This is a genomic window from Arthrobacter sp. ov118, assembly GCF_900116495.1.
Taxonomy (GTDB): Bacteria; Actinomycetota; Actinomycetes; order Actinomycetales; family Micrococcaceae; genus Arthrobacter.
Map to the genome: position 1 here is coordinate 187,631 of NZ_FPAY01000005.1, position 21,472 is coordinate 209,102.

19 protein-coding genes and 3 pseudogenes are annotated in these 21,472 nt (G+C 64.5%); 13 read left to right on the plus strand and 9 right to left on the minus strand.

Annotated features, from left to right (window positions below):
• Nucleotides 1-9: 9 nt before the first annotated feature.
• Together BM372_RS11855 and BM372_RS11860 are read left to right on the plus strand one after the other, a co-directional pair.
• Nucleotides 10-3,276 (plus strand): ATP-binding protein, encoded by a 3,267-nt coding sequence (locus BM372_RS11855; RefSeq protein WP_177235979.1) that lies wholly within the window; start codon nt 10-12, stop codon nt 3,274-3,276.
• 75 nt (nt 3,277-3,351) lie between these two features.
• Complete coding sequence (locus BM372_RS11860) at nt 3,352-4,758, plus strand: FAD-binding oxidoreductase (protein ID WP_090955449.1); 1,407 nt, start codon at nt 3,352-3,354, stop codon at nt 4,756-4,758.
• 129 nt (nt 4,759-4,887) lie between these two features.
• Here the strand turns inward: BM372_RS11860 and BM372_RS21240 are convergent.
• Nucleotides 4,888-5,040, minus strand: a pseudogene (locus BM372_RS21240) (IS1595 family transposase); the annotation flags it as partial.
• Between the two features lie 253 nt (nt 5,041-5,293).
• Here BM372_RS21240 and BM372_RS11870 point away from each other — a divergent pair.
• From BM372_RS11870 to BM372_RS21250, 5 genes and pseudogenes are all read left to right on the plus strand, one after another.
• Nucleotides 5,294-5,878 carry a hypothetical protein gene (locus BM372_RS11870; protein WP_143111471.1) on the plus strand — a complete coding sequence of 195 codons (585 nt, stop codon included), beginning with the start codon at nt 5,294-5,296 and terminating at the stop codon, nt 5,876-5,878.
• Nucleotides 5,879-6,479: 601 nt separating this feature from the next.
• The gene (locus BM372_RS11875; RefSeq protein ID WP_090955605.1) at nt 6,480-6,866 is read left to right on the plus strand and encodes a VOC family protein; all 387 of its coding nucleotides are present in this window, start codon (nt 6,480-6,482) and stop codon (nt 6,864-6,866) included.
• Nucleotides 6,867-7,455: 589 nt separating this feature from the next.
• Complete coding sequence (locus BM372_RS21245) at nt 7,456-7,650, plus strand: aminopeptidase P family N-terminal domain-containing protein (RefSeq protein WP_371261730.1); 195 nt, start codon at nt 7,456-7,458, stop codon at nt 7,648-7,650.
• Nucleotides 7,641-8,681, plus strand: coding sequence for a M24 family metallopeptidase (locus BM372_RS11880; RefSeq protein WP_371261731.1), 1,041 nt, complete (start codon nt 7,641-7,643; stop codon nt 8,679-8,681). The genes BM372_RS21245 and BM372_RS11880 overlap by 10 nt, the downstream gene beginning before the upstream one ends.
• A 139-nt stretch (nt 8,682-8,820) precedes the next feature.
• Nucleotides 8,821-9,117, plus strand: a pseudogene (locus BM372_RS21250) (putative immunity protein); the annotation flags it as partial.
• A gap of 766 nt (nt 9,118-9,883) precedes the next feature.
• Here BM372_RS21250 and BM372_RS11890 read toward each other — a convergent pair.
• Both BM372_RS11890 and BM372_RS21170 read right to left on the minus strand, forming a co-directional pair.
• The gene (locus BM372_RS11890; RefSeq protein WP_090955606.1) at nt 9,884-10,513 is read right to left on the minus strand and encodes a DUF1345 domain-containing protein; all 630 of its coding nucleotides are present in this window, start codon (nt 10,511-10,513) and stop codon (nt 9,884-9,886) included.
• A gap of 792 nt (nt 10,514-11,305) precedes the next feature.
• Entirely contained in the window at nt 11,306-11,875 is a 570-nt protein-coding gene (locus tag BM372_RS21170; RefSeq protein WP_090955457.1) for a phosphotransferase, read from the minus strand.
• Nucleotides 11,876-12,411: 536 nt separating this feature from the next.
• On the opposite strand from BM372_RS21170, the gene BM372_RS11900 reads away from it, so the two are divergent.
• From BM372_RS11900 to BM372_RS11910, 3 genes and pseudogenes are all read left to right on the plus strand, one after another.
• Nucleotides 12,412-13,035 carry a DJ-1/PfpI family protein gene (locus tag BM372_RS11900; protein WP_090955458.1) on the plus strand — a complete coding sequence of 208 codons (624 nt, stop codon included), beginning with the start codon at nt 12,412-12,414 and terminating at the stop codon, nt 13,033-13,035.
• A 67-nt stretch (nt 13,036-13,102) separates the two neighbouring features.
• A pseudogene (locus BM372_RS21255) lies at nt 13,103-13,255 on the plus strand (helix-turn-helix domain-containing protein); the annotation flags it as partial.
• A gap of 223 nt (nt 13,256-13,478) precedes the next feature.
• Nucleotides 13,479-15,149 (plus strand): phosphodiester glycosidase family protein, encoded by a 1,671-nt coding sequence (locus tag BM372_RS11910; protein ID WP_090955460.1) that lies wholly within the window; start codon nt 13,479-13,481, stop codon nt 15,147-15,149.
• Here BM372_RS11910 and BM372_RS11915 read toward each other — a convergent pair.
• The 4 genes from BM372_RS11915 to BM372_RS20690 all read right to left on the minus strand — a co-directional run bounded on the left by BM372_RS11915 (nt 15,146) and on the right by BM372_RS20690 (nt 18,403).
• Nucleotides 15,146-15,352 (minus strand): hypothetical protein, encoded by a 207-nt coding sequence (locus BM372_RS11915; RefSeq protein WP_090955462.1) that lies wholly within the window; start codon nt 15,350-15,352, stop codon nt 15,146-15,148. The genes BM372_RS11910 and BM372_RS11915 overlap by 4 nt on opposite strands.
• Before the next feature lie 1,195 nt (nt 15,353-16,547).
• Nucleotides 16,548-17,174, minus strand: coding sequence for a DUF3618 domain-containing protein (locus tag BM372_RS11920; protein WP_090955465.1), 627 nt, complete (start codon nt 17,172-17,174; stop codon nt 16,548-16,550).
• A 21-nt stretch (nt 17,175-17,195) separates the two neighbouring features.
• Entirely contained in the window at nt 17,196-17,606 is a 411-nt protein-coding gene (locus BM372_RS11925) for a phage holin family protein (protein ID WP_090955467.1), read from the minus strand.
• 8 nt (nt 17,607-17,614) lie between these two features.
• The gene (locus BM372_RS20690; protein ID WP_177235980.1) at nt 17,615-18,403 is read right to left on the minus strand and encodes a hypothetical protein; all 789 of its coding nucleotides are present in this window, start codon (nt 18,401-18,403) and stop codon (nt 17,615-17,617) included.
• A gap of 351 nt (nt 18,404-18,754) precedes the next feature.
• Here BM372_RS20690 and BM372_RS11935 point away from each other — a divergent pair, with 351 nt between their 5' ends.
• Together BM372_RS11935 and BM372_RS11940 are read left to right on the plus strand one after the other, a co-directional pair.
• On the plus strand, nt 18,755-19,561 hold the full coding sequence (locus BM372_RS11935) for a YsnF/AvaK domain-containing protein (protein ID WP_090955469.1): 807 nt from the start codon (nt 18,755-18,757) through the stop codon (nt 19,559-19,561).
• Nucleotides 19,562-19,657: 96 nt separating this feature from the next.
• On the plus strand, nt 19,658-20,239 hold the full coding sequence (locus BM372_RS11940) for a MarR family winged helix-turn-helix transcriptional regulator (RefSeq protein WP_090955471.1): 582 nt from the start codon (nt 19,658-19,660) through the stop codon (nt 20,237-20,239).
• 50 nt (nt 20,240-20,289) lie between these two features.
• Here BM372_RS11940 and BM372_RS11945 read toward each other — a convergent pair whose 3' ends face one another.
• A complete protein-coding gene (locus BM372_RS11945) occupies nt 20,290-20,580 on the minus strand; it encodes a helix-turn-helix domain-containing protein (protein WP_090955473.1) in 291 nt (96 codons plus the stop codon).
• A gap of 5 nt (nt 20,581-20,585) precedes the next feature.
• Nucleotides 20,586-20,846 (minus strand): ParB family protein, encoded by a 261-nt coding sequence (locus BM372_RS11950; RefSeq protein WP_090955475.1) that lies wholly within the window; start codon nt 20,844-20,846, stop codon nt 20,586-20,588.
• A gap of 273 nt (nt 20,847-21,119) precedes the next feature.
• Between BM372_RS11950 and BM372_RS11955 the strand changes: the two genes are divergently transcribed.
• Nucleotides 21,120-21,434 carry a heavy-metal-associated domain-containing protein gene (locus BM372_RS11955; protein ID WP_090955477.1) on the plus strand — a complete coding sequence of 105 codons (315 nt, stop codon included), beginning with the start codon at nt 21,120-21,122 and terminating at the stop codon, nt 21,432-21,434.
• Nucleotides 21,435-21,472: the final 38 nt, after the last annotated feature.

Sequence of the window (21,472 nt, forward strand, 5' to 3'; positions counted from 1 at the left end):
GAAGAAACCATGAAGCCTACCCAAAGCGGGTTGTGCATCCAGCTTCTCGGCTCGTTCATCGTGTACGTCAACGGGAACGCCATCGAGAACAGCCACTGGCGGCTGCAGAAGGCAAAGGCCGTGGTGGCGATGCTGGCGTTGGCGCGTGGTCAGCGTGGCCGTCGCGAGCAGGTACTGGACCGCCTGTGGCCTGACATGGAGCCGGTGGCCGCCGCACGGAATCTGCATCAGACCCTGTACGTCGCTCGTCGTACGCTCGCTGGCGCCGGAGCCGGCAGCGACGGGCTGCTCGCCATCCGCGGTGAAGTGGTCGTGCTGGATGACACTGGCCCGGTCGATGTCGATGTCCTGCAGTTCGAGCGTTCGGCCGTGGCAGCGTTGGCTGCCGGTGTCGAGGCAGGCCTGCGCGATGCGGCCGACTTGTACAGTGGTGATCTTCTGCCGGAGCTGCCGGATGCGGATTGGCTGACGACACGCCGCGATGAGCTCCGGGAAATCCATCGCGAGGTACTGGTGAAACTGGCGTCCACGGTGGCGCAGCGCGCACCGGAGGAAGCGTTGGTCATCCTCACCCATGCGCTCGAATCCGATCCCATCCACGAGGGGGCCGTGCGCGCGCAGATGGTGGTGCTGGCTGGGATGGGCCGGCGGTCGGAAGCATTGGCACGATATGAGCGGCTGGTCGACGAACTCCTCGACGCGTTCGGGACCGACCCGGACACCCAGACGATGGGACTGTTTCGCGAGTTGTTGACCGGTTCGCCGCCCGAGGAGCGCCTCCACCGACCCGTCGGCGTGGCCGGCGAAGACGATGCCATCGGTTATCTGCCATCCCCGTTGACAAGCTTCATCGGGCGCGAGCGTGAGCTCGTTGACGTCGAGCGGCTGATGGGCCATGCTCGCCTGCTCACCCTCACCGGGGCTGGCGGCAGCGGCAAAACCAGACTGGCATTGGAGGCCGCGAAGACGGTTCGTCCTGAGTACGTGGACGGAGTCTGGTTTGTCGACCTCGCGGCCGTTGGGGAGTCGCTGCTGGTGGCCGATGCCGTAGCCGAGGTCCTCGGGTTGGATTCCGGCGCGGCACCAAGCCGCGTGCAAGCGCTGGTCGACCAACTGCGGCGACGCTCGCTGCTCCTCGTGCTGGACAACTGCGAACACCTGCTCGCGGCCTGTGCGCAACTCGTCGTCGCGTTACTCGACGGATCCCCTGGGGTTAAAGTGCTGGCCACCAGCCGGGAGCCACTCCATGCCGACGGAGAGTACACCTACCGGGTGCCGTCATTGCCCCTGCCCTCGCCCCTGCGGACCGACGCTCTCGACCTGGCCGTGCTGGGCCGTCTGCCCTCTGTCCGTCTTTTCGTTGAGCGGGCAGCGCAGGTCCGGCCGGGTTTCGCGCTCGACGACGACAACGCGCAGGGGGTGACAGAGTTGTGCCGACGGCTCGACGGCATGCCGCTGGCCCTGGAATTGGCCGCAGCCAGAACCGCCGTACTCGAACCCGCCGAGATCGTCCAGAGATTGGGCGATGCTTTGTCCATGCTCGGCGGGGGAACCAGCGGCGTCACGCGGCACCAGACGCTGCGTGGCACCTTGGAATGGAGCCACGAACTGCTCACCAAACCGGAGCAGGTTCTGCTGCGCCGACTGTCTGTGTTCGCTGGTGGTTTCACCCTCGACGCTGTGGTAGCAGTCTGCGCTGACGCGCCCCTCCAGCAGATCGAACTGCTCGACCTGTTGGCCAAGCTGGTGGACAAATCTTTGGTGGTCACCGAAAGGAGGGGCGCCGGGACCCGATACCGGCAATTGGAGACGGTCCGCCAGTTTGGCCACGAGAACCTCGATCATGCAGGTGAGGCGTCTCAACTGGCGGCTGCGCATTGCGCCTACTTCCTTGCCGTCGCCGAATCCCACAATCCCGAAAGGGCCACCGGGGTGGTCATCGAACAGCCGAAGGTGCTCGACCGCGAGCACGACAACCTGCGCGCTGCGCTGCGCTGGTCGTGCGCCCACGAGCCCGAGACCGCGCTCCGGCTCGCCGCCAGCCTGTGGCGGTTCTGGTTCCTCCGCGGTCACGCGGTCGAGGGAGCACGTTGGGTCGAGCGTGCCTTGGCGGTGGCTCCCGACTCGACCCGGCCTCGCGCGGCCGCTCTGATCGGCCTGACCGGGCTGGACAGCCGGCAGGGCCGCGGCGATCGGCATCGGGCGCTCGGCGCGGAGGCCCTGGCAATTATGCGGGAGATCGGCAAACCCGACGAGGTGGCGATGGCCCGGCTCATTGAGACCTCGCTCGCTTGGAGCACTTTCGACTTGGACGAGGCCGAACAGCTGGCAGCCGACGTGCACACCGAGGCAGTCGAGGGTGGCAGACCCGAACATTGCGCTGCCAGCAGTTGGCTGCTCGGCCAGTGCGCGTTGTCCCGGGAGGACGGACCGCTCGCCGCCCGTCACCTAAACACCTGCCTGAGCGAACTCGCACAGTCTGAGACCAGCACTCCGCCTTTCCTGCCGGTGATCACACCCAGCCTGCAACTGGTCCCGATCGCCGGACGGTGGGTCCCCTGCGTCGAGGAGACCCTGCTGTTGGGCCGGCGGGTTGGCGTCGTCCAAGCCAAAGGCTACGTGCTGTCCGCGATCGGCTACGCGGCCAGGCTTTCGAGAGACACGCAGTCTGCGATATCCGTCATCACGGATGCAGCCGAACATTTCGCCGAGTTAGGAGATGACCTGGCTAGGGCGCAAACACTTCACCAACTTGGCTGCATTCTGCGCGACTGTGGCGACCACAGCGCGGCCGATGAGGCCCTGTCCTTGGCGCGGGAGCTTCGGCTCGGCCTGGGCGACCGGCGCGGCGAGCTGCTGACCGAGATTAATATCGCCCTGCTCCGCGCCATGGGTGGTGATATCGACCGCGGCCTGACAGACGCTCGGCGTTGCCTTTCAGGGTTCGAGTCCGCGGGAGATCAGGTGGGGATGGGCGCCACGCTGACCATTCTCGGTGCCGCCGAGCTGATCTCCGGGGAGGTCCGGGCAGCGCGGGAAATGTACAGGCAGGCAGCGGAAAAGGTCGCCCCATGGCGGCGACACACTGGCTGGCAACGGTTGATGGTGGCAGAGCTTTCCAACGAGCTCGGCGACCCGCATCGGGCGGCCCGCGAAATTGACAGGGCCGGGGCGATTTTCGACCGAACGAGATGCCTCATCGCCGGTCAGCGGCTGGCCGCACTGCGCAGGCGGGACTCGGATGATGATGTTGAGACGGCGTTGAGTGCTCGTTGAGTACGGTTCACTAGCGTGATTCCTGGATCTGACATATGGATCTGACAAACAAACAGCAATCAGGAGGAACGCATCGTGACAACGACGCAGACTAGGCCGACCCGCATCGGCGAGGCCACCATCGCCGAGTTCGCCGCCGGCCTGCGCGGCAAGGTCGTCCGGCCCGGGGACGCGGACTACGACCACGAACGCAGCATCTGGAACGGTGCCCACGACCGGCGCCCGACGCTCATCGCACGCTGTGCGGGTGTGGCAGATGTGATACGCACGGTCGATCTCGCGCGCAGCGAGGGGTTGCCGTTGTCGGTTCGCGGCGGTGGCCATTCGATCCCCGGGTTTTCCACCGTCGACGACGGTATCGTGCTGGACCTTTCGCTGATGAAGGGGGTCCAGGTGGACCCTGCCCGCCGCCGCGTGGCGGCCCAGGCAGGGTGTACCTGGAAGGACATGGATGCAGAGACCCAGCAATTCGGGCTTGCGGTGACCGGTGGCCTGGTTTCCTCGACCGGCATCGCCGGCTTCACCACCGGCGGCGGCATCGGCTGGCTCGTGCGCAAGCACGGGCTGGCCAGCGACAACCTGGTCGGCGCCGACGTCGTCACCGCCGACGGGCAGTTTATTCACGCCAGTGCCAACGAGCACCCCGATTTGTTCTGGGGACTGCGCGGCGGCGGCGGCAATTTCGGTGTGGTGACGTCCTTCGACTTTCAGTTGCACGAAGTGGGGCCTATCGTCCTTTCCGGCCTGGTTTTCTACCCTGCAGAAGAAGCGGAGCAGGTGTTGCGCGGTTATCGGGCGGCCTGCGCCGCGGCCCCCGATGAGCTGACCACGCTGGTCAACATGACCATGGCGCCACCGGTCCCGTTCCTGCCAGAATCAGTGCACGGCAAGCCAGTCATCGCTGTGGGAGGGTGCTGGTCCGGCGATCTCGATGCCGGCGAGGCCGCCACCGCGCCCTTCCGGTCATTGGGCACGGTCATCGCCGATGTGTTCGCGGCCAACCCGTACGCCGGATGGCAGCAGGCGCTCGATCCGCTGTACCCGCGGGGCGTGCACAACTATTTCCGCTCCGCATTTCTGCGCGCCGCCGACGACGGGTCCGTGCGCGTGCTGCTGGACTCGTTTGCGGCATTGCCCAACGCCATGACGCAGATTCACCTGCACCACCTTGGCGGCGCGGTCGGCCGGGTTCCGGCCGAAGCAACGGCCTTCGCACTCCGCGACCAGGAATTCATCGTCAATGTCATTGCGCGCACGCCGACGGCGGAAGGCTTCGCGGATGTCGTCGAATGGGCCCGGGGCGTGACGTCCGCGCTCGGTCCGGATGTGGCGGCCTACGTGAATTTCACAGGTGAAGCGAATACGACGCTCGTCCGGGCGTCGTACCCGGCGGATACCTACCGGCGGCTCGTGGAACTGAAAAACGAATACGACCCCGCCAATCTATTCCGGTTGAACCAGAACATCGTCCCCACGGTGTGACAGCACTGCCTGCGTGAGAAGTGGATGATCGACCGAGGATCCGGAAGCAACCTGACAGCCCGCGCCAGAGGGTTGAGGCAGGAAGATCCCCGGGTTTCCGGGGATCTTCCTGCCGGTCTCGTGGGGGATGACGAGGTCCTTCAGGTGTGCGGGATCGGTGTTCGTGCACTGCTGGAGGAGCCGGTAGAACAGCAGCCCGCGGCTGGCCGAGGTGCGGCGGTTGAAGCGGAAGGTGAACTCGTCCAGGTAGTAGGCCAGCTGCTCCCGGGAGACGCCCTGGTGCCGTTCTTCTGAGACGTCACAAACCAGACCGCGGCAAAGTGCCCATAGTCCCTTGACGCACGGCAAGCACCGGACGCAAAGTTCACACGAGGGCCATGCCTGAGATGGCCGCTAACCGTCCGGGCCCAGCCCTCTTGCCGCAACAGCCGCTGCACGGCGGACCGTACTGCATCCCTTGAGCTCTTCCCAGCCGGAGCCGATCGCCGTCGGCTCCGGGAGCGCTCCGGTCACCTCTTGGACAGGAGAAACAACGATGGATTTCGAGCAAACACCCCCAGGCCCAAAGACGGTAACTGCGGCTAAGGCCGCCAAAGACGCGGCCCGGGCGGCCTCTGCGTCGCCTAAGAAGGTTTCTTACGGCGCTCAGGACCGCAGAGGACCGCTACTGTGGAATTCAGGTCTGGAAATGCTCACCAACCGGACCCGCCTGCCGGGACAGCCAGCCACTGCAGGCATGAACCTGTTCTACGAGGACCTTGAGTGGAATACTTTCTTCGGCCCGGGCGATCCCTCGGGGATCATTCCGAAGGACACGGATCAGATTCCGCCTAGAAATATGGCTAATGCAGGCCGGCTGATTCTGCCGTGGTGCTCGAATTCGCAAGAGGTCCGCCAGAAGGCCATTCTTGTCTACCGTCTTGGGGAGGACCTGGATACGATCGAAGATCCCTTCCTGTACCTCTTCCAGTATTACTGGGACAACGTGGGGTATTTTTTGCCGGTCACCTTTGGATCATTTTTCGAGAAGGTCTCTATGGGTGAGGGGCCCAGCTCATCCCTCAATGTGGACTTCATCCTCGGCCCTTCAGGAGACCTGGTTGCCAGGGCATGGGCTTAGGGGCCTAGCCGGAGCGCGGCCCGGCCCCTGCCAATCACTAAAGGAGTCGGCAAGGTGTCCGGAGACTGGGTCGAGTATCGAGGCTCTCGCAGAGGGGAAAGGATGAGATGCGAGTTGGCGGCAAGCCCGGCGGCCCCCGACACTGCACTTCCCCCACCCGGCCAGGACTGCCGCCACTATGAACACCGCACCCCGTCCCTGGCGCCGGCTCATGGATCCACACCCTGGGTAGCATCGTCCGCAGCCCACCTGATGCGCGGATCTTCAAGGCAAAGAAGACGATTAGCTCAAGGGGCAGGGCAGCCACCCAGAGAACCAGGGTGAGGACTCATACAGCGTATTCGCCATGGGCCACTCCCCCCCGCGCATTGGGATCCGCTGTCAATTTTCGAACTCGTCCGCACTGATAACCCCCCAGAATTACGGGGGTAGTGCACACGGGTATGGACAGGCAGTCTCCGAGCCCGTTTGCGCCCCGATCGCTGTTGTTCCCGTTGCTGTTGCTGGCCCAATGAAGGTTCCAAGGACGTAGCGCGCGCTCTTGAAATGCGAAGGGGCTGGACGTCAGATGGTGTCAGACAACCACACCAAGGAGGCCACCATGACGGTCACTTTCAACCACACCATCGTCTACGCAACAGACAAGCGCCGTTCGGCGAAGTTCCTGGTCAACGTACTCGGGCTCCCGGAACCCCAAGCCATGTGGTCTTTCATGACCGTACCCCTTGACCATGGAGTAGCCCTCGATTTCGCCACGACGGACCGGCCCATCTCCCCGCAGCACTACGCCTTCCTGGTCAGCGAGGAGGACTTCGACGGAATCTTCGCAAGGATCCAGGCCGAAGGCATCCCCTACTGGGCAGACCCGGGACGGTCCCGCCCACAACAGATCAACCACAACGACGGCGGACGCGGCGTCTACTTCACGGATCCTGACGGACATTTCCTCGAGGCGATCACGCGTCCGTATGGATCGGGTGCTGCATGATTCCCCGTTACCAAGTTTCGCCGTTTTCAATCCGGGCGTGTGCGGAGCCCAGTGTCGGATGTCCAGCGCACTGACATCAGCAACGTCTGGCCATAGCCCTCGCCGCCCTCGTCCCCCTGGTCCCCCATGATGGATCCTTTGGTTCCTGCCCCTCTTCGCCGTCATCGGCATTCCCGAAGGGTAGCAGTCTGCGCTCTGACCATCTTTTCCGTCGCAGCAGGCATGCACCTGATCTTCCTAGACCCAAAAACCAAACCACCGTTCAAAACCACCAGCAGAGACCACCTGCAGGAACCCGCGCATGAGCTAATGGAGCAGCCGGCGACGCCGAAGCCATCAGCAGGCAGGCAGCCCTCCTCAGGCAGGTGACAGCGCCTGTCCGTGTCGAACCCCGGAATCCCCGACGCTCCTGACACCCCTTGGAAAACCACCCGATCGTCTCTTTAATCGATCCTTTATCAAGACGGAACGGCCGGTTCATCGGAGGTTTGTGGAGTTCAGCGCTTGGTTGAAGCCCTTCCAGAGTTACTGGAGCGGCTGTCCGGGCGCTGGGTTGACCAGTGATGCCCCGCGCACGAGAATGCGAACCATGAGTGATCATCGCGGCCTTTCCGAGCCGGCTCCGTTCACTGCCGATGACTTCGCCCAGCGGCTGCGGCGTGCAGCCCATGCCGCCCAAGATGCCGGGCTCGACGGCATCCTGGTCACTCCCGGACCGGACCTGCTGTACCTCACCGGATATGCACCTGTGGCCATCACTGAACGCATCACCACATGCTCGTGATCCCCGTCGACGCGGAGCCCGCCATGATCGTTCCGAGGCTCGAGAGGCCCGACGCGGAAGCGGCCGCCGGCGCCTCGATTTTGCGGATCACCGACTGGACCGACGGGAGCGACCCGTACACGAAATCTGCGACGCTGATGGCCGGCACCGGACGTTATGCCGTCTCTGACTCGGCCTGGGCCATGCACCTCCTCGGCCTGCAGGATCGACTGCCCAACTCGTCCTACGTCTCGATGACGACCGCCCTGCCGATGCTTCGGGCGATCAAGGATAACGACGGGATCGAGCGGCTGGCGGCGGCCGGCGCGGCCGCCGACCAGGCGTACGAGGAGATCGTCACCGTGCGGTTCGCTGGGCGCAGCGAGACCGACGTCGGCTCTGATCTCGCCGACCTACTTCGCCAGTTCGGTCATGCGCAGGTGGACTTCACCGTCGTCGGTTCGGGTCCGAACGGAGCCAACCCTCACCACGAGATCGGCCCGCGGATAATCGAGGACGGAGACATGGTGGTGCTCGACTTCGGCGGCCTGAAACACGGCTACGGATCGGACACGACGCGGACCGTGCACGTCGGCGAACCCACCTCCGAGGAGCGCGAGGTTCACGACGTCGTCAGACAGGCACAGCAGGCCGGGTTCGAGGCCGTGCGGCCAGGCGTCGAGTGCCAGGAGATCGATCGCGTGTCCCGGGCGGTGATTACTGAAGCTGGCTACGGCGACTACTTCATTCACCGCGTCGGGCACGGAATCGGACTGACGACTCACGAGCCGCCGTACATGGTGGAGGGCGAAACCCAGATCCTCCACCCCGGCATGTGCTTCTCGATCGAACCCGGAATCTACCTCGGGCAGATTCGGCGTACGGATCGAGGACATTGTGACGGTCGTTCCCGACGGCGGACGGCGACTCAATCAGACTTCGCACGAGATGAGAATCGTCCACTAGTTAGCCGACGTGGTCCGCGGTCTGACTGGCCCCGGAACGAGATCGCTTCTGAGTCCTCAGGAGCGATCTTGTTTTGGCCAGGCTGAGCGCTAGGCGGAACCCATGCGACCCCCGAGGCCCGCCGGCAGGCGCGATTCGGTCGATGCGGGCAAGTAGGTATTCCGGCTTAGCGGCCACGGCCCAGACGCGCACGGTGTAGCGCACTGCCAGCGGAATGCCCCTGGACAAGCTGCCGGGGCCGCTCACATGTGCGCGCACGCTCTCGGCGTAGCCGGCTACGCCGCGAAAGCGGTCGGTCTGGCCGCTCCGGAAAGGCCAACGGCCATCCCCGACGAGATCTCCTGCCAGCTCGAGCACATGAATGCTCAAGTGAGGGCGGCGCTTCAGAAGTTCCCACCACTTGGTGAGGACTCCGCGGGCCCGCTCCGTTCCGGACTTCTCGCGTCGGGCATTCTCGGGTCAATCATTCGGAAGATTCAGGCCGCTATGGACAGTACCTCGCCAGAAAAGGGTGCCCGATAGGCGGACGCTCAGCGGGATAAAGCAGCGCGTCCAGGCGAAAAATCTTCCAGAAAATTTCCTCAGGTCATGTCATCACTACAATTCGCCGGCATGAATAGGTACAGCGCCAACCACGGCCACCAGAACAATCCAGAAGGGAGACTCGGTTGACCCCACATCCCAGCCGGCGGAGGGCCCACCAGCCAGGGGACTAAACCCGCCACCTACACAACCGAACAGGCCATCGCGGCGGCCAGACAACGAGCCGCGACAAGCGTCAGAGGGACCCGGGGCAACGTACACACGTTAAAGCAAAAACCCCCTCTGACGAGGGGGAATGCTGTGCCCGAGGTGGGACTCGAACTACATTCCAGCCCTTGCAGACATTGGAAACACTGGGGACATGCGGAATCCGGCCGAATACGAAACCGGTAATGACCGGTCCGGCTCTGTTGTTTTTCGGGACGGTAATCGGCCCACTATTTGGCCCATTTGACACCTACCCCCGGATACGGGAAGTCGGGCAGCCCGTCAAGGCACCATGGTCCGGCGTCCCGAGAGGGAGCCTGGTTTTCCGCGATTCTCTAGGAGGTTTCCGGTGCGTCTCTGGTCAGGCTTTCGAAGGTGCCGGACCGGTGACAAGTGTCGCCAACTTCACTGCTCGACACCGGCCTTGTGGGTTTCGCTGCCTGTCGTGGACCACAATTCGTGGTGCACTGATTCGAACTTCCGGGGGCCGCCGTCGAACGACCCGACGTCACAGCACATCACCCACCCCGTGTCGTGGTCAACTGGACTGGCCGAGGCTGACGACGAGGTTGATCGCCACTGCGACCACGAAGGTGCCGAAGAAGTAGGAGAGCAAAGCGTGCCCCAGGGCGATCCTGCGGGAGGGAGTGGATGACTCGTTCACATTGCTCGCGCTGTATGCCATGCCGATAGAGAATGCTGCGTAGGCGAAGTCGCTGTACGACGGGTCCTCGTCCTGGTTGAAGCGGAAGCGATGGCGGTCGTCGTGGTAGTACATCCGAGCGTACTTGAACGCGTAGACAGTGTTGACGAGAGCCCACGCGAGCACCACGCCGAGAGCCGCCAGGATCGCCGCGGCCACGCCGATGGGGTCCTTCTGCTGGCTGCGGATCAATGCAAAGACGACCGCCACGAGACTGACGAATGTCGCGCCGATGATGAGGGAGTCAACGAGCCGTCGAGACCGACCTTCCTGGAGGGCGAGCTTACCCGTGGCCTCCGGACCAGCGGGCCACGCCTTAGTCCACGCCCAGACCAGGAAGACGCAGCCGGCGACAGCCCATCCGATCAAGGGCGCGAGTTCGGGAGCACCGATCAACGCCGGAACGAGTGCGATAACGAGGCCGATGACGGCCGAGACTAGAGCCTTGCGATCTATGTGCGACATTGAAGAAGTGCCCCTCCAGCCTCGATTGACCGCGAAGGGGTCCGATGGCCCACCGCCCTGGGCCAGAGCGAATCTCAACATCACGGAATATCTCAGGACCTACGGATTCCTTTGTGTTCACAAGGAACCGGGCGGTTCACTGCCCCCGATTGTACGCGGACATGCTCGGGTCCTTCATGATTGGTTCAATGAGTAAGTGATGGGCGTGCAATCCGCTTGGAGCATCAGAGCGATCCTAGACGTCACCGGATGGCTCGGGAACTTGCGGGTTCCCTTGCGCCACGAGATCCGGTGCCCAACTGGATCGTCAGCACTTCGGGAGCGCGGAGAGAGTACGTCTCCCCCTTCTGGCCGACGCCGGTGCTTCACCGTCGTGGTGCAGAGGTAGCGAAGAGCGTAACAAGCTCACGCGACACTTTGTCGTCTCTTACGCAACCGACACGACCAAAAACCCCGACCGACCACTGACCGTATCAGTACCACGTTCGGAAATTGCCCTTCCCGCAGCCAAATTCTCCGCTCCGGGCTCTCAGGATTTGGCTGGGTGGAGGACGACTTTCGTCCAGCCGTCTTCGCGGCTGTCGAAGTTTCTGTAGCCCTCAGGGGCCTGAGCCAACGGCAGTTCGTGGCTGACGATGAAGGGCCCATGACAAGGTCGCGCAGAGGCCGGTTGTACTCCGGGTCCAACAACCAGGGACTTGAATCATTCTTTCTAAGCGAGAGCTTTTTCCTACGCCGACTGCTTGCGAAAGACGTAATCAGCAGCTGCACGCCAGTGCTCGCCGTGGCCATTCAGGTACATGTCGGCCCAGGGCTGGATTCCCGTCTGTATGAGGATTCCAAGAGGTCGTACATGGCAGCCGTTCGTTTTACCAGAGCTTCGGGCAAAGCCTTCCGCATTGCGGCATCTGCTCCGTAGCCGTCCACCACTGCCCGCAATCTCAATGCAGCTTCAGCTACGGGTTGTTCGTCAAAGAGCAGGCCGAAGGACTGCGCAGCATACGCCAGGTCCCAAAGACGTGTGCTCGGACCAGCTGCATCCCAGTCGATGAAGACCCACCGCTCCCCCATGATCAGATTCCATGGAGCCAGGTCGTTATGACACATCAGATCCGGTTCCTCGGCCGGCAGCAGCATTTTCCACCCGTCTGTAGCGGGAAGCTTCACGCCTTCGCTCGCGTCGTGAATCTGCCGGATCAACCCGCCCACCCGCAGGAGCGCATCGCGTCCCAGCGGTAGCTGATCCATCGCCGAGACACCATCCACGTACTCGATAACGTGACGGCCTTCGTCATCCCTGCCTAGAGGCCGAGGAACATCAACACTTCCCGCATCGTGGCCCGCACCGATGAAATCCGACACGGACGCGTCCCCCTCCTCGTGCCCGGCAGCAAGGAACGCCGCACGGACCTGCCCGGCTTCGTCTTAAGTGAAATACGGCGTGAACGCCGCTACCTTCTTCATCCCGTTGATCTTCCCTTACGCAGTGCCCGGCTCATGATCCTTCCCTGTCCACGGCGTGCCCCGCCCGGCCCCGCTCCGTGCAGGACCAGCCGGGCGGCCCAGAAGACCAGCAGCACGGCGACCGCCACCTAGACATCCGCCCAGCCGAATGCCCCAACTCAAGCGACTCGCCCAGGGGACACGCGCCCAAGAAGAACGCGCCACCCAAGCAACTCCAGCACTCAGCCCGGGAGCCGTGGCTGTGGACCCCGAGCGGGGGCTAAGCGCCTACGATGCCCTGTTCCGCCGCTTACGGCCCGGTTCTCCTGAAGCTGTCATGAGGTGCCAAACGCTAGATCGAACGGCATGTCTTCGGGAATGCCTACTGTGGGAGATGGGCTACCGGCTGCTGCTGAAAAGCTAGTCATCAGGTGCTCCTATGGAAGAATCACGGCATGAGCGAAGCCACTGCCCCGACCCGGGTTGGCATCTTTGTATTCGACGAAGTTGAAGTCCTTGACTGCTGCGGACCGTTCGAGGTGTTCTCGGTCGCCAATCGTGTCAATTCGCTGCGCAACGGAACGCTGCCCTTCGTCCTCTCGCTGATCGCCAAGACTCCTGAGGTGTCTGCCAGAGGCGGACTGGCGCTGCGGGCTCACCAGATCATCGATCAGGATCCCGAGGTTGACCTGCTTCTCGTCTCAGGAGGCGTGACGGGTGCGGTCGAACGCGACCGGGCGACGATTTCCTGGCTCTCGAGGTCTCAGGCGCAGGTGAAGGCCTCTATCTGCACGGGAGCTTTTCTGCTCGCAGAAGCCGGAATCCTGACTGACCAGCGTGTCACGACGCATTGGGAGGACCAGAGTGCCCTCAGCGCCCGGTGGCCGAGCCTCAGAGTGGAACGGGACAGGCGGTGGGTGTGTGACGGGAACGTCTTCTCTTCAGGCGGGATATCCGCCGGGATCGACTTGAGCCTGCATCTCGTCGAAGTGACCGCTGGTCGCGATCTGGCAATCGCCACTGCAAAGCAGATGGAGTACACATGGGTCGAAGATGCCTACGCTCCCGGGGTGCGTTGATTCTAGACGCTTGCTGCTTGGCACCCAGTCAGGCGATACGCCGCGCATCCGGTGAGAGGGAACAGGGGGTGTAAGCGGCGGCCAACGCATCATGACGGATTCCAAAATCCGCTCCGCACGGAAGCTCCTCAGCGAGGGCACGCCACCCAAGAAAGTTGCCAAAATCCTCGGCGTCCCTGTACCTACCCTCTACCGCTGGGTCCCGGCAACGACTTCTGAAACTGAGAACATCCCCGTGAGACAGACTGTATGGGAAAGTGCCGACACCGAAACCACGGGATTTCGGAGGTCTGGCGGCCATCCGTCTTAACTAGAGTTTGCGAGACTGGGGGCGGCGGGCCGCTGACACGGGCGTGAGCGAGGCAGTGAACAGATGGCGAAGAGGCGGTGAACTGCGGCGTGTGGGTTGTGAGAGGCCTCCCGGCTCCCCATAGCGTCGGAGCATGATCACACCCAATCATCGTTTCCGCAGGGCCGCCATCACCGCCTTGGCCGTGACCCTCCCGGTCGCCTTCCTTGCCCCCGCCAGCGCCTCCACCGCCGCTCCGGGCACCGCGCACCAGGCCGCGGCCGTCATCCCGGACCCGTCCGCCAACCTCGACCTGGGCGCTCCCGGTCAGCCGGAGTCCCGCACTGTGACCACCCTGGCCCCCGGCCTCACCCGGACGTCCATCACCCGAGGCATCCCCAACCAGGACTTCTTCTGGACCGCTGAGGTCGCCGTTCCTTCAACGTCCCCGGACCCGGACGCGCCGGCTTCGGCGCTGTCAACGCGGGCTCAGGCCCAAATGGTCGCCAACAAGCTCAACGCAGCCGGTGCGGTTGCCCGCGTCGAACGCGTCCTGTCACCCCGGCTCGCCGACGCCGGCGGGGACCTCGGCTACCGCGTCCGCGCCGGACACTTCGCGGCCAAAGCCGACGGCTCCGCCACCGTGGCCCAGATCCAGGCAGCCGGCTACAAGTCCTCTATGATCTACACAGGCTGGGACGGCGACGACGGCTCCAGCGAGAACGACCGCGGACCCTGGAAGCTGGAGGTCCTCACCATCGACCCGAAACAATTCCGCGGCGACCTGACTTCCTCCTTCGGACCCGACCTAGAGAACCGGGAAACCACCAGCCAGCTCGCAGCCGCATCAGGCGCCTTGGCCGGGACCAACGGCGGCTACTTCGTCATGGACCCCGCCGCCGGGGCCCAGGGTGATCCCGCGGGCGCGGCGGTGCAGGACGGAAAGGTTCTCAGCGAACCCGTCGGAGACCGCCCCTCCCTCGTCATCGGGGCCAAGAACGCAACCTCGGTCCAGCGGCTGCACTGGCGCGGCACTGTCAGTACCCCCGGCAACCCCGAAGCGCTTTCCCTGGACGGCCTGAACCGTGTGCCGGGCCTCATCCGCAACTGCGGTGGCCCCGACGACACCCCAACGAACCTGCCGCTGCACGATTTCACCTGCACCGACCCGGACGAGATCGTGGCCTTTACCCCCGAGTTCGGCGTCTCCACCCCGTCCGGGCCCGGCCTCGAAGCCGTCGTTGACGCCAACGGCACGGTCACGGCCCTCCACCATACGCGCGGCACCACTGTCCCGGCCGACGGTCACACCCTGCAGGCCATCGGTGCAGATGTGGACAAGCTCGCCGCGCTGGCCAAGCCCGGCTCAAAGCTGAGGATCGGCACGGACCTCCTCAACGAAAGCGGAAAAACGCTGAAGACCGGCGTCACCACCGATGTCGTCAACGGCGGCCCCACCCTGGTCCAGAACGGTGAGCTCCACGTGACCGCCAAGCGCGACGGCATGGTCCGCACCGGCGACAACAACTCCTTCTTCTACGGCTGGGTGCACAAGCGCAACCCCCGCACCATTGCCGGCGTTGACGCCCAGGGACGCACCATGATCGTCACCGCCGACGGGCGGCAGACAACCTCCCTCGGGCTCAGCATCAAGGAGTCCGCCGACGTCGCCCGCTCACTGGGCATGATCAACGCGATCAATCTGGACGGCGGCGGATCCACCACCATGGTCCAGGGCGGTCAGGTCGTGAACTCGCCCTCCGACGCGACCGGTGAACGCCCGGTCGGAGACGCACTCCTCGTCCTGCCCGGCCGCAAGGACTAGTCCAGAGGAGCAGACCTCGCTAAAGCGCCTGTTCCGGCCCTGGAGCAGGCGCTTTCTGCGGTTCGTGATCCCGAGTTACCTTGTGCCTCCAGCAGCGCGGTCAGGTGCAGCACCTGCGCGGAGAGCTTCCAGAGTTCCTGCTGGACGTGCGCCTCGACGGCGTCCAGTTCGGCCTGGGTCTCTTGGGCGACGGTCTGCACCATCCAGGAGCAGCCCGGATTGCACCTTGCAGGCACACCCCCTACTTTCCCACCAAGTCGCCGGCGTTGTCGGTTGCTCTCGGCGACCTGCCCGGAGGGGGCGACGGGAGTGCCTTGGAAGTATCCACCGAAGGATGTTTCCCGCGAGTAGGGTGGCCAGGGGATCCGGCTTTGCCGAACGGCATAGCCGGGGCCACTCTTTGCAGCCACGAGTTTCGTTCCGTCGGAAATTGCTGACTCACAGGCCTGGGGTTTTTTCTTATGCCCTGCGGGGTGTGGGATTGAAGGGTGTTCAGGCAAGTGCTCAGGCTCTAAGCTTTAGCCCCAAATACCCGACTTCAGGAGGCTCTTGTGCGCACCTCTGACCAGATCGACCGGGCGGCTCAGGCCCGCCACTTCCAGGAAGCCCTCCTCACACGCGTTGCCAAGGGCAGGGAATGGGCGACCCCTGGCGTTGAAGCTGCGCTTCGTCGTGCCCTGACAGGCATCGACACCGGCTTGGAGGCGGCGTCACCCCGCCTTCAGGCCAGCCTGCGGACCATCGCCGATGAACTCGCCGGAAGGGTGGAAACAGCCACCCCGCGGCTCCACGAGCGGATAGCGAGGCTCATCCCAGTGGCCGAGACCCCCGCACAAGCGATGCCCCGCAGAAGACAACCCGGATGCTCTGGTGGTCGATCCTGGCTGCCTTGGCGGCCATGGCTGGCGGAGCGGCGGTGTGGCGGGTGATGCGGTCGTCGGTTCCCGAACCCGAACCTGAATCAGCGTCCGAAGCTGCAACAGCAGGGGAAACCTCCATAACCCCGCCCCCGGAAGTCGTCACATAAATCCCACTCGGGGTGAGGCCCCAACCATGCATCAACCTGCACGGGGCGTAAAACTCTAACGGCCGGCGGAGGACAGCCGGCAGGTCGCCCATGCGTGCCCGGACCGGCTCCGTCGCCGGTCCTTCGCATCGCAGCAGCCTTGTCGGCTTTGATCCAATGCCAGCGACACCGCATCGCTGTCGCGCGGTGATGTCTCGAACATGGTGGCACGGACGGCCAGCAACGCTTTCCCAAGGGCTGTAAGATCAATGCTCCCGGCGCCGGCAACCAGTCGTGACTACTCTTTCAGCCATGGACGACAGGGAGTTAAGCACAACAGCCGGCCACCCCAGCGCGTGTGCGCAGGGTTGGCCGGCCGCGGTGTTTGTGAATCAGGCCTGCTGGACGTGGTCCTTGGCGTCCGCGGCCCTGTCCTTCAGGTCAGCGACCGCGTTCTGGCCCTCGGCCTTGACGTTTCCGGTCGCGTCCGCGGCGGTTGCCTTGACGTTCTCCATGGCTTCCTGTGCCGGTCCCTTGAGCCCTTCGGCGACGTGCTTCGCAGCCTCGGTCAGTTCCGCGGTCAGCGGTTCCGCCGCGGTCTTCAGCCCGTCCGCTGCTTCGCGTTCCTTCTCGCTGGCCGGGATCAGGGACGAGACGAGCAGGCCTGCGCCGAACGCGATCAGCCCGGCCGCGAGCGGGTTGCCCTGGGTTTTGGCTTTGACCTGGGCCGGGGCATCCCCGATCGCGGCCCCGGCCTCGCCCAGGTGCGCTCCCGCAGGCTGGTGGGCTCCGGCGTTGCCGGTCGCTGGGTGCACGGTCCCGGCGGTGTGGTCGGCTGCGCCCATGACTTTCTCTTTCACCCCGAAGACGGCGTCCTTGACGCTTTCTTTCACCTTGTCCGTCTGCCGGCGGACGATGTTGGACGGCGTGACCTTGTCCGCGACGGCGTCGACGTTCGTGCCCAGGCGGGCGCGGGTTGCTTCGATATCTGCTCGGATGACATCCGGGTTTTCACTCATAGTGTTTCTCCTGGCTAAATTCTAAGAGTTGGGCTTAAGCGTGGGCGGGATTTCCTGCAGGGTCTCCGCGGTCCGGGGCAGGCCCTTGATCGCCTTGAGTTCCTTGCGCCCGATCGAGGCGAGCACGGCGGCGATGATGCCCCAGATAATGGCGACAACAACACCGGACCAGCCCAGCCCGATCACGGTGCCTAGCGCCCACCAGAGCGCCAGGGACAGGAAGACCAGGACGAAATGGCCCGCGACGCCCGCGCCGGCGAGCATACCGCTGCCCTTGCCGGCCCGTGTGGCGGACTGCTTGAGCTCGACCTTGGCCAGCTCAACTTCCTGCCGCATCAAAGTGGACATATCCCGCGTGACCTCGCTCAGGAGATCGCCCAGGGACGATGTTTCGGCCTTCGCGCGGGCGGCCGTAGGAGGCGCTTCCGGCATCTGATGACTCACAGCTGACCACCCTCCCGGCCCGGGAAGGGAACAGCGTCCCGAAGGGTCGTGTCAGCTGCAGTGCCGGACGGCAATGACTGGGTCGAAACCGGACCCGCCGTGCCGGGAAGGACCGGCTCATCGAAGAACCGGTCGCCGGAGCCCGCAGCGATCACAGTCTCGTAGTGAGTAGGGGCCGCTGCGGGCGACGAGAGTTGAGCGGGTTTCGACGCCGGCCGGTGCGTGTCCGGAGCACCGGCTTGCAGGCTTCGTCCCAGCCGGCCGGCGAGCAGCCCGGCGCCGGCTGCGGCCAGCAGGAAGGTCCCCGGGCGCCGGCGTGCGAAGGACTTCACTTCCTCGAGCAGAGACCCCGCATCCCTGTTTTCGAGCCAGGAAGCTGCGGACTGGGTCCGTTCCGCGACCTGACGGATGAGGTCAGCTGCGACGCCGGGCTGATCAGAAGCGTCCGCCATGGTGTGGAGCTGCGAAGAAATAGTGCGGATCCCATCGGCGGCCTTCTGCTGCTGCGCGCCGGCCTGATCGGTCAGGCCGGACTTGGCCTGGTCCAGGAGACCCTTGGCGTTGGTCTTCACCTCGGCCGCGACGTTGGCTGCCTCAGCCTTGGCGGTTTCAGCCACGTTCTTGGCTTCCCCTGCAGCATGCCCCGCCACTGCGGCGGCTTCGCCCTTCGCGGCTTCCTTCTTGGATGGTGAACCCTGCACACTGCCGGAGGACGCTGCCCCGATGCTCGGATACTCGTCCGCAGACGCCGATGGAGTCGTCTGGGGCCACTGGTTTTCTGTCATCGTTGCTCTCCTTCAGGAAGGGTCCGCTGGCGAACCAGCCGTGCCGGATGAATTAGTAAGCACGGTTACTAATTAGATAGTAAGCATACTTTCTGTTTCTTCCGCAAGGGGCTCCCCCTGAGGGCCGTCGGCCGCGTTCCCTCCGCCGGAGCCAGCGCGGCCTGGCTCTGGCAGTGCGCGGGTGAAGTCGGGAACGGCATGCGCATACCCGGCAGCTCGCATCCCCGTAGCGGAGAAATTAGCAAGTGGGGTTGCCAAACCGTTACTAAGCATGCTTATCGTTAAGTCATGGCGGCGTTCCCCACGGAGTCGCTGCAACCCAAACCGCATCACCGATCCAAAGGAGACATCATGCTCGCCAAGGAACATATCGATGACCTGCTGCACCGCAACGGAAACATCCTTTCCAGCGACGGCAGCAAGATCGGATCCATCGGCCAGGTCTACGCGGACGACACCACCGGGCAGCCCACGTGGGTGACGGCTAAGACCGGCCTGTTCGGGACCTCGGAATCCTTCGTTCCATTGGAGGGGGCCCGCGTCGAAGGGAACGACCTCGTCGTCCCGTACACCAAGGACCAGGTCAAGGACGCCCCCCGGGTGGACACCGACGGGCACCTCGAGCCTTCCGAGGAGGACCGGCTCTACTCCCACTACTCTTTGGGTGGCGGGAACCGGACTTACACCGATGCCGCAGCCGGCCGGGACGCGGACTCCCGCGGCACAGACTATGCAGATACCGACCGCGGGACGGTAGGACGCGACACGTCGGGCCCCACGACGGATGATGCCATGACCCGCTCCGAGGAACGCCTGAACGTCGGCACCGAACGGCAGGCCACCGGACGGGTCCGGCTGCGCAAATACGTCACCACCGAAAACGTCACCCAGACCGTTCCGGTGCAGCGCGAAGAAGTCCGGATTGAACGTGAACCCATCACCGACGCCAACCGCGGATCGGCGATGTCCGGGCCGGACCTCAGCGACGAGGAGCACGAAGTCACGCTCCACGAGGAACGCCCCGTCGTTGAGAAGGAAACCGTTCCGGTCGAGCGCGTCCGTCTCGACAAGGAAACGGTTACCGACGATGTAACCGTCAATGAGGAAGTCCGCAAGGAACGCATCGAAACCGACGACGACGACAGCACGCGCCGCTAGGCGCGGTGGGCGGGCAGGCCAGGGTCGCGGCTAACACCGGGCCTTGGCCTGCCCCTTCTTATTGACCCTTGCTCCGCTCCAGGAAGGCCGCCATCGATGCCCCTCGACCCTAAGGCCAACGTCCGGGACGGCTACCTGCTTCTCACCACAGCGGCCCGCCTGGTTCAGCGCCGCCACGACGAGGCACTTGCACCTCTGGGCCTGACACGGGCCGCCGTCATTGCCCTCAAAGCCGTGGCACCCCGCCCACTAAACCAGGAACAGCTTGCCGCAAAAGTACGCGTACAGGCCCAGACTCTGGGCCGCGTCCTGACCCGCCTGGAGGCAGAAGGCCTGGTCACCAGGAAGCGGAACCCGCATGACCGCCGCCAGTTCCAGGTTGAGATAACCGGCGCCGGAGAGGCCGCCCTCACGGCAGCCCATGAGGCCGAAAGCGCCGCGGTTCCCGCAGACTTCGACGGGTGGGACATCCTCCGGCAACAGCTCGCACGTTTTGTAACTTCACTCCAGAGTCCACGGCCGGGACGGCGGGTCAAGAAGGCCAGCCCGCGGGAGGGCGCCAGCCTTCAGCTCGTAGGTGTTGCCCGCCGCGAACCTGACCAGGATGCGCCTCCGGACCGCAGCGTGGAGTGGCCCCGCCCTGGGGATCAGAAGGGCAGCAGCCAGAAAACATCGTAGAAACGAGCCAGGGCCGGTGCTGCGCCCCGCATAATCGACCGTGGAGCAGCTCAGTCTTCGGTGGGTTCCTCGTCGCCGAGCTGACCAACCTCAATTCGGGCCTTCGTCTGCGCGTAGGCCCGCCCGAGGTAATCGGCCAAGTCGTCGTGGCTGACCCGCCACACGCGCCTCCCTTCCAGTTGCACGCCGCGAAGCTCCTGGGACGCCAGCAGCGCGTAGATGGTCGGCGTTCCGACGTTCAGGATCTCCTTCACCTGAGTGAGCGTGAGCATCCGCGGGAACTGCACCCCTGCCCGGTCGGGCTCCTGCACTCCGGATCCCCCATCAGAATCACGTGCCATCGAGGTCAGTCCTCTTTCCGGTGTTGCAGCTCGTCTTTGGTCCGCTGCCCGCGGCGCAGCGCGCCGGCCGGAACGGGCTCCCATTTCCGTCCGGCGTTGTGGCGGCGCTGCAGCCGCTTCACCTCACGCATCGTGGCACCGACGATCAGGTCGGACACGGACGCGTAACCCTCGGCTCCGCCCGCTGCCAGGAACGCGGCACGCACCTGGTCGGCCTCGGCCTCGGTGAAGTACGGGGTGAACGCCGCAATCTTCTCAGCCGGCATGCGGCGACCGGGGCCAGGGGTGGAAGGGTAGCCGGGCTGCGACGGGACCGGAGTGCGTCCAGATCTATGCTCGGCGGCGGGACTTTGCCTCCGGAAGACCTTCGCCCCAGCGCTTCACGTGACCTTGCGGCTTTCACCTTTCCCTTGCTCAAAATACCCCCCGGGGGTATATGGATGGTGTTGTCAGTGAAGTGGTATGTCCCAGCCGAAACCCGGCCTTCACAGCCGTTCAACCCCAGCACCAATCGAAGTTTTCGAATGAATGGAACTGACATGTGCGAGACCAAATCCCGTAGAGAACTTCCCCTAATTAACGCCGCATCCGGTTGCGACTGCTGCTCGCCCGCCGCTCCGGACGATTCCCTTACCCGGGCCGGGGACGCCGAATACGCCGTGGAGGGGCTCACCTGCGGACACTGCGTGGAAAGCGTCAAGAAGGCCGTCATGGCACTTGAGGGCGTGACGGCCGCATCCATCGAGCTGAACCCGGGCGGCCACTCCCGCCTCGTTATTTCCGGATCCCTCACCTCCGCGGCGGTCCGTGACGCTGTAGTTTCCGCCGGGTACAGCCTGGCCTCCAGCCGCTAATCCGGCCCCGCCGGCCTGCAGTGCCCAAACATCGCCCA

What these genes read in the sequence shown, in the direction of transcription:
- BM372_RS11855 (WP_177235979.1), top strand. Translation starts at nt 10, where the DNA reads ATGAAGCCTACCCAAAGCGGGTTGTGCATCCAGCTTCTCGGCTCGTTC.
- BM372_RS11870 (WP_143111471.1), top strand. Translation starts at nt 5,294, where the DNA reads ATGGATTTCGAGCAAACACCCCCAGGCCCAAAGACGGTAACTGCGGCT.
- BM372_RS11875 (WP_090955605.1), top strand. Translation starts at nt 6,480, where the DNA reads ATGACGGTCACTTTCAACCACACCATCGTCTACGCAACAGACAAGCGC.
- BM372_RS21245 (WP_371261730.1), top strand. Translation starts at nt 7,456, where the DNA reads ATGAGTGATCATCGCGGCCTTTCCGAGCCGGCTCCGTTCACTGCCGAT.
- BM372_RS11880 (WP_371261731.1), top strand. Translation starts at nt 7,641, where the DNA reads ATGCTCGTGATCCCCGTCGACGCGGAGCCCGCCATGATCGTTCCGAGG.
- BM372_RS11890 (WP_090955606.1), bottom strand. Translation starts at nt 10,513, where the DNA reads ATGTCGCACATAGATCGCAAGGCTCTAGTCTCGGCCGTCATCGGCCTC.
- BM372_RS11900 (WP_090955458.1), top strand. Translation starts at nt 12,412, where the DNA reads ATGAGCGAAGCCACTGCCCCGACCCGGGTTGGCATCTTTGTATTCGAC.
- BM372_RS11910 (WP_090955460.1), top strand. Translation starts at nt 13,479, where the DNA reads ATGATCACACCCAATCATCGTTTCCGCAGGGCCGCCATCACCGCCTTG.
- BM372_RS11915 (WP_090955462.1), bottom strand. Translation starts at nt 15,352, where the DNA reads ATGGTGCAGACCGTCGCCCAAGAGACCCAGGCCGAACTGGACGCCGTC.
- BM372_RS11920 (WP_090955465.1), bottom strand. Translation starts at nt 17,174, where the DNA reads ATGAGTGAAAACCCGGATGTCATCCGAGCAGATATCGAAGCAACCCGC.
- BM372_RS11925 (WP_090955467.1), bottom strand. Translation starts at nt 17,606, where the DNA reads ATGCCGGAAGCGCCTCCTACGGCCGCCCGCGCGAAGGCCGAAACATCG.
- BM372_RS20690 (WP_177235980.1), bottom strand. Translation starts at nt 18,403, where the DNA reads ATGACAGAAAACCAGTGGCCCCAGACGACTCCATCGGCGTCTGCGGAC.
- BM372_RS11935 (WP_090955469.1), top strand. Translation starts at nt 18,755, where the DNA reads ATGCTCGCCAAGGAACATATCGATGACCTGCTGCACCGCAACGGAAAC.
- BM372_RS11940 (WP_090955471.1), top strand. Translation starts at nt 19,658, where the DNA reads ATGCCCCTCGACCCTAAGGCCAACGTCCGGGACGGCTACCTGCTTCTC.
- BM372_RS11945 (WP_090955473.1), bottom strand. Translation starts at nt 20,580, where the DNA reads ATGGCACGTGATTCTGATGGGGGATCCGGAGTGCAGGAGCCCGACCGG.
- BM372_RS11950 (WP_090955475.1), bottom strand. Translation starts at nt 20,846, where the DNA reads ATGCCGGCTGAGAAGATTGCGGCGTTCACCCCGTACTTCACCGAGGCC.
- BM372_RS11955 (WP_090955477.1), top strand. Translation starts at nt 21,120, where the DNA reads ATGTGCGAGACCAAATCCCGTAGAGAACTTCCCCTAATTAACGCCGCA.